Genomic DNA, 12,089 nt, shown 5'->3' with positions numbered 1-12,089 from the left:
AGTACCGACGCCCGCGATGCGCGGACATCGGTCCCACCTAAGCGGCGCCGACGTTCGCGAAGGAGGATCCGAACGGAGATGACCTCCTTCCGGGGGTCAGATTCCCCCGAGCACGTCACTTCGGCGACCGGCGACGTGATCGGCCGCGGCGAAGGCGCTGTCCGGCAGGTCGTAGACTCGCACAGGGAGGTTCCGTGACCGTGACGATGAGTGCCGAGCTGTCAGCCGGCATCGCCCGCACCGCCGAACTCCTGCACGGCAAGAAGATCGCCCTCCTCACCGGAGCCGGCATCTCCACGGACTCCGGCATCCCCGCCTACCGCGGCGAGGGTGCTCCGGTCCGGACCGATCCGATGACCGTTCAGCGCTATCTCTCGGATGAGGCGGCCCGGCGACGCTACTGGATCGGCGGACACCTGGGCTGGCAGGCGTTCGCCCATGCCCGGCCCAACGCCGGACACGTCGCGCTCGCCGAGATGGAGAGGGCCGGCGCCGTCACCGGCGTCATCACCCAGAACGTCGACGGCCTGCACCTGCGTGCGGGCAGCTCCCACGTCATCGAGGTGCATGGGACCATGCGCAGGGTCACGTGTCTGCAGTGCGGTCAGGTCTTCGACCGCCGGGACATCGCGAGCCAGATCGAGGACCTGAATCCTTGGATCACCGTTCCGGAGAGCATCCGGCTCAACCCGGACGGCGACGTCACCCCCGAGACCGCCGACGGCTTCGTCGTGCCCGTCTGCACGGTCTGCGGGGGGATGCTGAAGCCGGACGTCGTCTTCTTCGGAGAGTTCGTCCCCGGCGACCGCTTCCGCGCCGCCGAGTCGCTGCTGCGCGCCAGCACCGCGATGATCGTCGCCGGCTCGTCCCTCGTCGTCAACTCCGGCGTGCGCCTCGTCGACCGCGCCCGGCGCCGCGGCATCCCCCTCGTCATCATCAACCGCGAACCGACCAGAGCGGATGCCTGGGCCGACGTGACGCTCGCCGGCGGCACGAGCGAGATCCTGTCCGCCCTGCAGCCACTGCTCGTGGACGCCGTGCCGAACAGCCGAGGGGAATCGACGTGACCTTCATCACCCTGGTCAGACACGGCCAGACCGACTGGAACCTGGATCGTCGCATCCAGGGCTCGACGGACATCCCGCTGAACGAGACCGGCCGAGGCCATGCCCGCGAGGCTGCAGCGCTCCTGGCCGACGGAGCGCACCACGCGATCTATGCGAGCCCGCTCGTGCGCGCCCGCGAGACGGCGCAGATCATCGCCGGACTCATCGGACTCGGCGAGCCGGAGCTCGTGCCGGAGCTGCGCGAGCGCGAGTTCGGCGAGGCCGAGGGGATGCTCGTCGCCGACTACATCGAGAGATACGGGGACTGGCATGCGGAGGTGCCGGGCGCCGAGTCCTTCGCCCAGGTGCGCGACCGCGCCCTCGGCGCTCTGGACATCATCGCCCGGCAGTCCAGACTGCGCTCATCGCCCGTCGCCGAGTCGGTGATCGTCGTCGCGCACGGCGGCGTGATCCGTTCGCTGCTGGATCACGCGTCCAGCGGGACCCTTCCCCTTTGGGGCGTGCCCCTGACAAACGGATCGGTGCACCGCTTCGAGGCCTCGCCCGGCGTCCTGCGGCTCCTGGAGAACGTCGTCGGCTGAGTCCCCTCCCGCTCGTTGAGCGAGGGCGCGAAGCGACGCTCGGCACGGACTCCGTTTCGACTCGCTGCGCTCGCTCAACGAACGGGAGGGGACGCTCGCTCAACGAACGGGGGTGAGGAAGAGACTCGAGCCGTTCCCGCTCGTTGAGCGAGGACGCGAAGCGACCGAGTCGAAACGCGCTCAGCGAGCGGATGCGGCCCTGCTCAGGATCGAACGGGCATGGCGCAGCACCGGCTCATCGATCATCCGGCCCTCATGGCGGAACACTCCGCGCTCCCCCGTGGCGGCCGAGAGCACGGCGTCCGCCCACGCCACCGCCGAGGCGTCCGGCCGGTACGCCGCGCGGATCGCGGCGACCTGCCCCGGATGGATGCACGCGGTCGCGGCGAACCCGCTCGCCGCGGCATCCTCCGCCTCGGCGACCAGTCCGTCGATGTCGTCGATGGCGAGGTGCACCGCATCGATCGCAGCCTTCCCGCGCGAGCCTGCTTCGAGCAGCACGCGAGCCCTCGCGAACCGGGCGATGTCGCGATAGCCCCCGTCCGGGCCCCTGCTCGACGTCCCGCCCAGCGATGCGACGAGATCCTCTGCGCCCCACATCAGGGCGACCACTCGTTCGTGCGCCGCCAGCCGGTCGGACGAGGCGACGCCCCGCGCCGTCTCGCACAGGGCGATCAGCGAGAACTCCGCCCCGAAGGCGTCCAGATCTGCTGGATCCTCCGCCTTGGCGACCATCACGGTCCGGAAGCGGGTCTGCGTCAGCGCCTCCAGATCGTCCGAGAACGCGTCTCCGCCGGGGGCGTTGACTCGGACGATCACGCGGTCGGGGTCCAGGTCGGCCGCCGCCACGATGCTCGCGCGCGCCGAGGGCTTCTCGGCGGGCGCGACGGCATCCTCGAGGTCGAGGATGACGGCATCCGCGCGCTCCATCGCCTTCGCGAAGCGCTCGGGCCGGTCCGCCGGGCAGAACAACAGCGCCGGCCCCAGATCGAAAGTCATCATTCCCCTTCCGGCATACAGGTCACGAGCACTGTCCTCGTCGCCGTCGCGACGACGACGTCGTCCTGATTGCGCCCGGTATGCGCGATCGTGCATATCCCCTGACCGGGTCGCGATGACGACAGCCGCTTCCCCGTCACGACGCTCGACGTGTAGAGCGTGTCGCCGGCGAAGAGCGGGTGCGGGAATGCGATGTCCCCGAGCCCGAGCTGCGCGACGAGGGTGCCCTGGGTGAGCTGCGCCACCGACGATCCGACCATCGTCGAGAGCGTCCACATCGAGTTCATCAGCCGCTGTCCGAACTCCTGGGAGGCAGCGAAGGCGGCGTCCAGATGCAGCGCCTGGGTGTTCATCGTCAGTGTCGTGAACAGCACGTTGTCCGCCTCGGTCGCTGTGCGACCGGGACGGTGCGCGTACGTCGCCCCCACCTCGAACTCCTCGAAGTACAGCCCGCGCTGGACGATCTCCGTCATGACGTCAACGCTACCCGGCGAGACCCAGCGTCCGCGCGATCACCAGCAGCTGGACCTCGGTCGTCCCCTCGCCGATCTCGAGGATCTTCGAATCGCGATAGTGCCGCGCGACGGGGAACTCGTCCATGAACCCGTTGCCCCCGAAGATCTGCGTCGCATCCCTGGCGTTGTCCATCGCCGCCTCACCGGCGACGAGCTTGGCGATCGCCGCGGCCTCGCCGAACGGCTGGCCCGCATCTCGGAGACGGGCGGCATGGTGCCACGCCAGTCGTGCGGTGTGCACGCGCGCTCGCATCCGCGCGAGCGTGAACTGGGCGTTCTGCCTGGTGCTCAGTGCCGCTCCGAAGACCGTGCGGCTGCGTGCGTAGGCGACGGCCTCCTCCAGGCATCCCTCGGCGGCTCCCGTCGAGAGCGCCGCGATGGCGACGCGTCCCTCGTCCAGGATGCTGAGGAAGTTGGCGAAGCCCCTCCCCTCCTCCCCGAGCAGATTCTCCTCGGGGACGCGCGCATCGACGAAGGTGAGGGGATGCGTGTCGGAGGCTCGCCAGCCGAGCTTGTCGTACGGCGCCTCGACGGTGAACCCCGGCGTGCCGTTCGGGACGATGATCGTGGAGATCCTCTTGCGTCCCTCCTGCCCGCCCGTCACCGCGGTCACGGTGACGAACCGGGTGATGGGGGTGCCGGAGTTCGTGATGAACTGCTTCGCGCCGTCGATCGCCCACGCACCGTCGTCGCGCCGTGCGGTCGTCCTCGTCGCACCGGCATCGCTGCCGGCCTCCGGCTCGGTGAGGCCGAAGCCCGCCAGGGCGCGCCCGGCGAGCAGATCCGGAAGCAGGGCGGCCTTCTGAGCCTCGTTCCCGAAGCGGAAGACGGGCATGGCGCCGAGGCTCACGGCCGCCTCGAGGGTGATGGCGATCGACTGGTCGACCCGCGCCAGCGCCTCGATGGCGATTCCGAGCGCCATGAGATCCCCGCCCTGCCCGCCGTGCTCCTCGGGGAAGGGCAGCCCGAACAGGCCGAGCGCGCCCATCTGCGCGACGACGTCCATGCTGAGCGTGTGCGTGCGATCCGCCTCGTAGGCCTGCGGGGCGACGACGGACTCGGCGAACTCGCGCACCATCCCTGCGAGCTGCCTCTCCTCATCGGTCAGATCGGTCATCGTTCCCCTCCGCTTCCACACGCGCGACCGTCTGATCGCGTCGTACCTGATCGCCCAGCGCGACCAGAAGCCGCACCACGCCGTCGTGCGGCGCGGTCACGGGGTGCTCCATCTTCATCGCCTCGATCGAGACGAGGACATCGCCCGCCCGCACGGACGCGCCGTCGGCCACGTGCACGGCCACGACCCCGCCCGGCATGGGAGCACGCGCCTCCGGCGCGGTCGCCGTGATCTCCGGATGCCTCGCCGCCAGGCGATGCTCCATCCGCTGCCGACGGGTGAGCGGGCGGAGGCGCACCGTGCGGCCCGCCTCGGCGACCCAGACGGAGCCGTCCGACGCGAGCGCGACGGGCAGAGCGGCGGTGTCTGCAGGCTCCGAGGGCGCGTTCACGAGGACGCCGTCGTCCGTGAGGAGCGCACGGGCGTCCTCCCGGGCCTCGTCCCCGGCGAGCCGCCATCCGCGCAGCATGCCCCACGCCTCCCCCGCCCGACGAGAAACCAGATCCGTCGTGAGAAACCCCCGCGTCCGCGGTTTCCCATGCTCCGCGTGGTTTCTCATGGCGGCGGCGGCCGCGGCCGTCATCCGCGGCGTCACATCCGGCGGAGAGAACGGCAGCAGCGTCTCGATGAGACCGGTGTCCAGATCGCCGGCACGGACACGTTCGTCCGCGCACAGCGTTCGCAGGAAGGCGATGTTCGTCTCCACGCCGAGCACGACGGTCTGCGCCAGCGCCTCGTCCAGCAGGCCCAGCGCCGCCGAGCGATCGCCCGCGTGCGCGATCACCTTCGCGATCATCGGGTCGTAGAACCCGGTCACCTCGGAGCCCGTCTCGACGGCGGCGTCCACGCGGACGCCTTCCGGCGCGTCGAAACGCAGGATCGTGCCCGTCGAAGGCAGGAAGCCGCGTTCCGGTGACTCCGCGTACACCCTGGCCTCCACGGCGTGGCCTCTCGCCGCGGGAATGGCGGGCAGCGCCTCGCCGGCCGCCACCCGCAGCTGGAGCTCCACCAGATCGAGTCCGGTGACCGCCTCCGTCACGGGATGCTCCACCTGCAGGCGCGTGTTCATCTCGATGAAGAAGAGCTCCTCCGGAGCGTCGGCGTCCACGAGGAACTCCACGGTGCCGGCGCCGAGGTAGGCGACGCTCTCCGCGACCCGCACGGCCTCGGCCCAGAGGCGTTCGCGCATCTCGGTCGTGATGCCGGCGGCCGGCGCCTCCTCGATCACCTTCTGATGCCGTCGCTGCAGAGTGCACTCGCGCTCGCCGATCGCGACGATCCGACCGCGCGCATCGCCGAACACCTGCACCTCCAGGTGCCGGGGACGGCGGATCAGCCGCTCGATCACCAGGGCGTCGTCTCCGAAGGATGCCGCCGCGACGCGTTGCGCGGACGCCAGCGCAGGCCTCAGCCCGGCCGCGTCGGCGACGACCTCCATACCCTTGCCGCCCCCTCCTGCACTGGGCTTCACCAGCAGCGGGAATCCGATCTCGGCGGCACGCAGGGCGATCTCGTCCTCCGTCATTCCCGCCGCGTCGAACCCAGGCACGATCGGCACCCCGTGCTCGGCCACGTGCCGGCGCGCACGCGCCTTGTCCGCCATCACCTCGAGCGCCTTCATCCCCGGCCCGATGAACACGATCCCCTGTTCCGCACAGGCCCGAGCAAGCGATGCGCTCTCGGAGAGGAAGCCATAGCCCGGATGGACGGCCTGAGCTCCGCTCCTGCGGGCGGCGGCCACGATCGCCTCGACATCGAGATAGGACTCGGATGCGGGCGATGGCCCGATCCGCACGGCCTCGTCCGCCTCGCGCACATGCGGCGCTTCAGCGTCGGCATCCGAGTGCACCGCGACGCTGCGCACGCCGAGGACGCGCAGGGTGCGGATGATGCGCCGGGCGATCTCGCCGCGGTTCGCGACCAGGACGGTTCCGAACACGGGGATCACATCCGGAAGACGCCGAAGCCCGGCGCGGGCAGCGGGGTGCGGGAGACGACGTCGAGGGCGAGGCCCAGCAGATCACGGGTGCGCTCCGGATCGACGACGCCGTCGTCCCACAGTCGCGCCGTGGCGTAGAAGGGGTCGCCCTGCTTCTCGTACTGGGCGCGGATCGGCTCCTCGAAGGTCGCCCGCTCCTCCGGAGACCAGGTCTCGCCGCGGGCCGTCAGCTGATCCTCCTTGACGGTGGCGAGGACCGCCGCCGCCTGGCTCCCGCCCATGACGGAGATGCGGCTGGCGGGCCAGGTCCACAGGAAGCGCGGTGAGGAGGCCCGCCCGCACATCGAGTAGTTCCCGGCGCCGAAGGAGCCGCCGATGATCACCGTGAGCTTCGGCACCCTGGCCGTGGCCACTGCCGTCACCATCTTCGCGCCGTCCTTCGCGATGCCGCCGGCCTCGGCGTCGGCGCCGACCATGAAGCCGGTGACGTTCTGCAGGAACAGCAGAGGGATGCCGCGCTGGTCGCACAGCTCGATGAAGTGCGCACCCTTCAGCGCCGACTCGCCGAACAGGACGCCGTTGTTGGCGACGATCCCGAGCGGATGCCCGTGCAGTCGTGCGAAGGCGGTGACCAGCGTCGTCCCGTAGTCGGGCTTGAACTCGAGGATGCTCCCGCCGTCCGCGAGCCGGTCGATGACCTCGTGGACGTCATACGCGGCGTTCACGTCGACCGGCACCACGTCGTACAGCGGCGACTGCTCGGCCGGCGGGCGCGACGCGTGCACGTCCCAGGCGGGATCGGGTGGGGGCGGAAGCGTCGCCACGATGTCGCGCAGGATCTCCAGGGCGTGCTCGTCGTCCTCTGCGAGGTGGTCCACCACGCCGGAACGTCGGGCGTGCAGCTCTCCCCCTCCGAGCTCCTCCGCCGTCACGACCTCGCCGATCGCCGCCTTCACCAGGGGAGGACCGCCGAGGAAGATCGTGCCCTGGTTCCGCACGATCACGGTCTCGTCGCTCATCGCCGGGACGTAGGCGCCGCCTGCGGTGCACGAGCCGAGGACGGCCGCGAGCTGCGGGATGCGCGCGGCGGAGAGGCGGGCCTGGTTGAAGAAGATCCTCCCGAAGTGGTCGCGGTCGGGGAACACCTCGTCCTGCGCGGGGAGGAAGGCTCCGCCGGAGTCCACCAGGTACAGGCAGGGAAGCCTGTTCTCCAGAGCGATCTCCTGCGCACGCAGATGCTTCTTCACGGTCATCGGCAGATAGCTCCCGCCCTTCACCGTGGCGTCGTTGCAGACCACCATCACATGCCGCCCGTGGACCAGCCCGACCCCCGCTATGACGCCCGCAGCCGGCGCCTCTCCGCCGTACAGCCCCTCCGCGGCGAGCGGTGCGATCTCGAGGAACGGGCTCCCCTCGTCGAGGAGCCGCGTCACGCGATCCCTCGGCAGGAGCTTGCCCCGCTCGACGTGGCGGCGTCGCGACGCCTCTGGCCCGCCGAGAGCGACCTCGGCGAGGCGATCGCGCAGACGCTCGGCCAGTCGGCGCTGGGTATATGACATCGTGATGTCCTCCTCGACTCACGCACTGGCGTGCACGCACCCAGGTCGGTTAGTGTTCACTAACCCGTGCATTTAGGTTAGTGAGCATTAACTGAGATGACAACCCCGATCACCTCCAGGGATCGCGCCAAGGCCGAGCGCTCCGATGCCCTGTTGACCGCCGCCGCCGGCCTCTTCGCCGAACGCGGATTCTCCGGCGTGAGCCTGGAGGACATCGGCGCGGCCGTCGGCGTCTCCGGCCCGGCCGTCTACCGTCACTTCGCCGGCAAGCAGGCGCTGCTCGGCGCGCTTCTCGTCGGCGTGAGCGGGCGTCTCGTCGTCGGCGGCACGGAGGTGTCCGAGTCCGCCACCGGCGACGAGGAGCGGATGCGGGCGCTGATCCGCTTCCATGTGCACTTCGCCCTGGGCAACGCCGACGTCATCCGCGTGCAGGATCGCGACCTCGCCCACCTCGCGGAGGAGGACAGGGCGCAGGTCCGTAAGCTCCAGCGCACGTACATCGATCTGTGGATGGCCGCGCTGTCGCCTCTGCGGGATGCTCCGGCCGACGAGCTGCGTCTGCGGGTGCAGGCGGGGTTCGGCCTCATCAACTCCACCCCGCACAGCACCCGGTCCGCCGCGCGCGGCCGTTCGGCGACGGCGTCCGTCCTCGCCGACATGGCCTATGCGGCCCTGATGGCGTGATCGCACGGCGTTCAGGACATCAGCATCGCGCGCCCCGGCTCCTCGAGCACGTCGCCGACGTCCTTGAGGAAGCGCGCGCCCTCGGCGCCGTCGACGACTCGATGGTCGAAGGACAGGCTCAGCGTCATCACCTGGCGCACCGCGAGCTCTCCGCGATGGACCCACGGCTGGGGACGGACGGCTCCGACGGCGAGGATGCCGGACTGGCCCGGCGGAAGGATCGGCGTTCCGGCGTCGATCCCGAATACGCCGATGTTCGTGATCGAGAACGTCCCGTCTGCCAGCTCCGCGGGACTCGTCCGCCCGGATCGCACCGTCTCGGTGAGCGCGCGCAGGGCGTCGGCGAGGTCCACGAGCGAGAGCCGCTCGGCGTCGCGGATGTTCGGGACGATCAGGCCCCGGTCCGTCGCCGCGGCGATCCCGAGGTCGACGAAATGATGCTGGACGATCTCACCCGCCTCCTCGTCCCAGCGCGCATTCAGTCCCGGAGTCCGTGACAGCGCGAGGCACACGGCCTTCGCCACCACGGCCAGCGGGCCGATCCGATGCTCCGACAGCGCCGGATCCGCACGCAGCGAGCCGATCAGGTCCATCGTCGCCGTCACGTCGACGGTGTGGAAGCAGGTGACGTGAGGTGCGGTGAAGGCGCTCGCGACCATCGCCTCCGCGGTCTGCTTGCGCACTCCGCGGATCCGCGTCCTGGTCTCCCGCTCCCCGTCGGCCCGCGTGCGGACGGGCGATGCCTCCTCCGATGCGCTCGCGACGCCCCTGCGCGCGCCGATGCGCTCGGCGAAGGCCTCCACGTCCTCGCGAGTGACGACCCTGTCCCCCACCTCGGCGGCGACGAGGGCGAGATCGACGCCGAGTCGCTTCGCATGGGCGCGCACCGGCGGCGTCGAACGCGGGCGCTCGCCGATCGTCATCTCCGCGGCGCTGGAGACCGGCAGCGCGTCGTGCGGCGGCGCATCCCGCACGACTGCATCCGCGGCGGCGCTGCTCCCCGTGCTTCGACGGGCACGCCGCATGGGGCGGCCGCCTCCTGCGGGAGCGGCGCCGTAGCCGACGAGATTCGCCTGCCGTGCGTCTCCCGACGCCTCGGGCGGAGAGGCCTCGGATGCCGGCCTCTCTTGCTCGGCGCGCTCCTCCCCCGCGATCTCGAAGGCGATCAGCGGCGCTCCGACGGCGATGGTGTCCCCCGCGCCCGCGTGCAGCGTCGTCACCGTGCCCTCGAACGGCGAGGGCAGCTCGACGACGGCTTTCGCCGTCTCCACCTCCGCGAGGGTCTGGTTCAGGCCGACGGCGTCTCCGGGCGCGACCAGCCACTGCACGATCTCGGCCTCCGTGAGCCCCTCGCCGAGGTCGGGGAGAAGGAACTCCGTGTTCATGCGCCCGCTCCCGTCATGCTGTTCGGCCGATCGAGCACGCGGTCGACCGCGTCCAGGATCCGATCCAGATCCGGCAGGTGATGCCGCTCCAGCTTCGCGGGCGGGTACGGGATGTCATGGCCCGTCACCCGCAGCGGCGCCGCTTCGAGATACTCGAAACAGCTCTCCGTGACGCCGGCGATCACCTCGGCGGCCACCCCCGCCTCGCGGGATGCCTCGTGCACGACCACCACCCTGCCGGTGCGGCGCACGGATGCGGCGACGGTGTCGACGTCGACGGGCGAGATCGATCGCAGGTCGATCACCTCGAGCGAGACGCCGTCCGCTTCAGCGGCGGCCGCGGCATCCCGTGCCGTCGCGACCATCGCGCCGTACGTGACCACGGTCGCGTCCGTCCCCTGGCGCACGACCCGCGCGAGTCCCATCGGCGGCGCATCCGCGAGCGGCGCATCCAGATCGACCTCGCCCTTGTGATGGTAGAGGCGCTTCGGCTCGAAGAAGACGACCGGATCGTCGCTCGCGATCGCCTGCCGCAGGCAGCGATAGGCGTCCTGGGGGTTCGACACCGCGATCACGCGGAGGCCGGCGGTGTGCGCGAAATACGCCTCCGGGGATTCGGAGTGGTGTTCGGCCGCGCCGATGCCGCCCGCCCACGGGATGCGGATCGTGATCGGCATCCGGACCCTGCCCTGCGTCCGGTAGTGGAGCTTCGCCACCTGCGAGACGATCTGATCGAAGGCGGGGTAGACGAAGCCGTCGAACTGGATCTCGACGACGGGGCGATAGCCGCGGTAGGCCAGGCCGACGGCCGTGCCGACGATCCCCGACTCCGCGAGCGGCGTGTCGATCACACGCGCGGCGCCGAACTCGTCGAGCAGACCGTCCGTGATGCGGAAGACGCCGCCGAGCCGGCCGATGTCCTCCCCCATGAGGACGACCTTGGCATCATCGCGCATGGCTCGCCTCAGTCCAGCGCTCAGAGCCTTCCCGAGCGTCATCTCGGTCATCTCACGCCTCCGTCGCGAACGAGTCGAGGTATGCCGCGTACTCGGCCCTCTGCCGGTCGATGCCCGCGTGCGGCTCGGCGTACACGCCGTCGAAGACCGCGAGCGGGGCCCGCGTCGCCATCGCGATGCACGCGGCGCGCATCGCGCGGGCCATCGCCTCCGCCTCGTCGGCGACCTCGGCGATCCGCGCGTCGTCCAGCTCTCCGAGGCCGCGCAGGTATGCCTCCAGCCGCACGATCGGATCCCGGCCGCGCCAGGACTCCCACTCGGCCGGATCCCGATAGCGCGTGGGGTCGTCCGCCGTGGTGTGCGGGCCCATCCGGTACGTGACCGCCTCGATGAAGGCGGGGCCCCTGCCGCCGCGCGCGTGATCGAGCGCCCACCGCATCGCGGCGAGGCAGGCGAGCACGTCGTTGCCGTCGACCCGCAGGCTCGGGATGCCGAAGGCGGGGGCTCGACCCGCGATCGGGGAGGAGGACTGCACCGAGACCGGCTCGGAGATCGCCCAGTGGTTGTTCTGGCAGACGAACACCACCGGGACCCGGTAGGAGGAGGCGAACACCATGGCCTCGTTGACGTCCCCCTGGCTCGTGGCGCCGTCGCCGAAATAGGCCACGGCGACCTCGTCGGCCTCATCGCGCTGGATGCCCATCGCGTACCCCACCGCGTGCAGGCTCTGCGCGCCGATGATGATCTGCATCGGCGCGCAGCGCAGCCGGGCAGGGTCGTACCCGGCGCCCTCCTCGCCGCGCCAGGTGCGCACGAAGTCGGCCGGCTCGGCGCCGCGCGCGAGGATCACACCGGTCTCCCGATAGCTGGGGAACACGAAGTCCTGCGGATCGAGCGCCCTCGCCGTGCCGATCTGAGCGGCCTCCTGACCCTGGCACGGCGCCCAGAGTCCGAGCTGGCCCTGGCGCTGCAGGGCGAAGCCCTCGGCGTCGATGCGGCGGAGCACGACCATGTCCCGATGCAGTCCGCGCAGGGCGTCGGCCGTGATGTCGGCGATGAGGGGATCGAGCTCGGGGTGGACGAGACGCGTGCCGTCCGGGGCGAGAAGCCGCTCCGTGAGCTCGAGATCCTGGACGGCGCTGGTTGTCGGGCCTGCCTGCGGTGACATCTTCGTCCTCCTGTCTCGCACGCCCTTCGTGGGGGCGATGCGCGATCCGCCGACGTCGTCATCGGCTGATCCGAGGCTACGTCCGATGAACACCTCGCTCAAGCATTCACAGTCGGCTT

11 protein-coding genes are annotated in these 12,089 nt (G+C 70.8%); 3 read left to right on the top strand and 8 right to left on the bottom strand.

Features of this window, described 5'->3' with window-relative positions:
* Positions 1–206 precede the first annotated feature (206 nt).
* Positions 207–1,067: a Sir2 family NAD-dependent protein deacetylase gene (locus ACYVGQ_RS09015; RefSeq protein ID WP_460784835.1), complete on the top strand. Its 861-nt coding sequence runs from the start codon at positions 207–209 to the stop codon at positions 1,065–1,067.
* The gene (locus ACYVGQ_RS09010) at positions 1,064–1,648 is read left to right on the top strand and encodes a histidine phosphatase family protein (protein ID WP_460784291.1); all 585 of its coding nucleotides are present in this window, start codon (positions 1,064–1,066) and stop codon (positions 1,646–1,648) included. The genes ACYVGQ_RS09015 and ACYVGQ_RS09010 overlap by 4 nt, the downstream gene beginning before the upstream one ends.
* 180 nt (positions 1,649–1,828) lie before the next feature.
* Here ACYVGQ_RS09010 and ACYVGQ_RS09005 read toward each other — a convergent pair whose 3' ends face one another.
* From ACYVGQ_RS09005 to ACYVGQ_RS08985, 5 genes are read right to left on the bottom strand one after another with little or no spacing between them, the layout of a single operon-like run.
* Positions 1,829–2,647 carry an HpcH/HpaI aldolase/citrate lyase family protein gene (locus ACYVGQ_RS09005; RefSeq protein WP_460784834.1) on the bottom strand — a complete coding sequence of 273 codons (819 nt, stop codon included), beginning with the start codon at positions 2,645–2,647 and terminating at the stop codon, positions 1,829–1,831.
* Positions 2,647–3,120 carry a MaoC family dehydratase gene (locus ACYVGQ_RS09000; RefSeq protein WP_460784290.1) on the bottom strand — a complete coding sequence of 158 codons (474 nt, stop codon included), beginning with the start codon at positions 3,118–3,120 and terminating at the stop codon, positions 2,647–2,649. The genes ACYVGQ_RS09005 and ACYVGQ_RS09000 overlap by 1 nt, the downstream gene beginning before the upstream one ends.
* Before the next feature lie 10 nt (positions 3,121–3,130).
* Positions 3,131–4,279 (bottom strand): acyl-CoA dehydrogenase family protein, encoded by a 1,149-nt coding sequence (locus tag ACYVGQ_RS08995; protein WP_460784289.1) that lies wholly within the window; start codon positions 4,277–4,279, stop codon positions 3,131–3,133.
* Entirely contained in the window at positions 4,260–6,227 is a 1,968-nt protein-coding gene (locus ACYVGQ_RS08990; protein WP_460784288.1) for an acetyl/propionyl/methylcrotonyl-CoA carboxylase subunit alpha, read from the bottom strand. The genes ACYVGQ_RS08995 and ACYVGQ_RS08990 overlap by 20 nt, the downstream gene beginning before the upstream one ends.
* A complete protein-coding gene (locus ACYVGQ_RS08985; RefSeq protein WP_460784287.1) occupies positions 6,224–7,777 on the bottom strand; it encodes a carboxyl transferase domain-containing protein in 1,554 nt (517 codons plus the stop codon). The genes ACYVGQ_RS08990 and ACYVGQ_RS08985 overlap by 4 nt, the downstream gene beginning before the upstream one ends.
* Before the next feature lie 96 nt (positions 7,778–7,873).
* On the opposite strand from ACYVGQ_RS08985, the gene ACYVGQ_RS08980 reads away from it, so the two are divergent.
* Positions 7,874–8,461, top strand: coding sequence for a TetR/AcrR family transcriptional regulator (locus ACYVGQ_RS08980; RefSeq protein WP_460784286.1), 588 nt, complete (start codon positions 7,874–7,876; stop codon positions 8,459–8,461).
* Positions 8,462–8,472: 11 nt separating this feature from the next.
* On the opposite strand, the gene ACYVGQ_RS08975 is transcribed toward ACYVGQ_RS08980, so the two are convergent.
* The 3 genes from ACYVGQ_RS08975 to pdhA are packed head-to-tail and all read right to left on the bottom strand — an operon-like array spanning position 8,473 to position 11,970.
* Positions 8,473–9,846 (bottom strand): dihydrolipoamide acetyltransferase family protein, encoded by a 1,374-nt coding sequence (locus ACYVGQ_RS08975; protein ID WP_460784285.1) that lies wholly within the window; start codon positions 9,844–9,846, stop codon positions 8,473–8,475.
* On the bottom strand, positions 9,843–10,853 hold the full coding sequence (locus ACYVGQ_RS08970; protein WP_460784284.1) for an alpha-ketoacid dehydrogenase subunit beta: 1,011 nt from the start codon (positions 10,851–10,853) through the stop codon (positions 9,843–9,845). The genes ACYVGQ_RS08975 and ACYVGQ_RS08970 overlap by 4 nt, the downstream gene beginning before the upstream one ends.
* A gap of 1 nt (position 10,854) precedes the next feature.
* Entirely contained in the window at positions 10,855–11,970 is a 1,116-nt protein-coding gene (pdhA, locus tag ACYVGQ_RS08965; protein ID WP_460784283.1) for a pyruvate dehydrogenase (acetyl-transferring) E1 component subunit alpha, read from the bottom strand.
* Between the last annotated feature and the right edge of the window lie 119 nt (positions 11,971–12,089).

This window comes from Microbacterium tumbae, assembly GCF_054780175.1.
This window is presented reverse-complemented; position numbering and strand designations above follow the sequence as displayed.

Coding starts and splice junctions, on each gene's coding strand:
- ACYVGQ_RS09015 (WP_460784835.1), top strand. CDS start 207: ATGAGTGCCGAGCTGTCAGCCGGCATCGCCCGCACCGCCGAACTCCTG.
- ACYVGQ_RS09005 (WP_460784834.1), bottom strand. CDS start 2,647: ATGACTTTCGATCTGGGGCCGGCGCTGTTGTTCTGCCCGGCGGACCGG.
- ACYVGQ_RS09000 (WP_460784290.1), bottom strand. CDS start 3,120: ATGACGGAGATCGTCCAGCGCGGGCTGTACTTCGAGGAGTTCGAGGTG.
- ACYVGQ_RS08995 (WP_460784289.1), bottom strand. CDS start 4,279: ATGACCGATCTGACCGATGAGGAGAGGCAGCTCGCAGGGATGGTGCGC.
- ACYVGQ_RS08985 (WP_460784287.1), bottom strand. CDS start 7,777: ATGTCATATACCCAGCGCCGACTGGCCGAGCGTCTGCGCGATCGCCTC.
- ACYVGQ_RS08980 (WP_460784286.1), top strand. CDS start 7,874: ATGACAACCCCGATCACCTCCAGGGATCGCGCCAAGGCCGAGCGCTCC.
- ACYVGQ_RS08975 (WP_460784285.1), bottom strand. CDS start 9,846: ATGAACACGGAGTTCCTTCTCCCCGACCTCGGCGAGGGGCTCACGGAG.
- ACYVGQ_RS08970 (WP_460784284.1), bottom strand. CDS start 10,853: ATGACCGAGATGACGCTCGGGAAGGCTCTGAGCGCTGGACTGAGGCGA.
- pdhA (WP_460784283.1), bottom strand. CDS start 11,970: ATGTCACCGCAGGCAGGCCCGACAACCAGCGCCGTCCAGGATCTCGAG.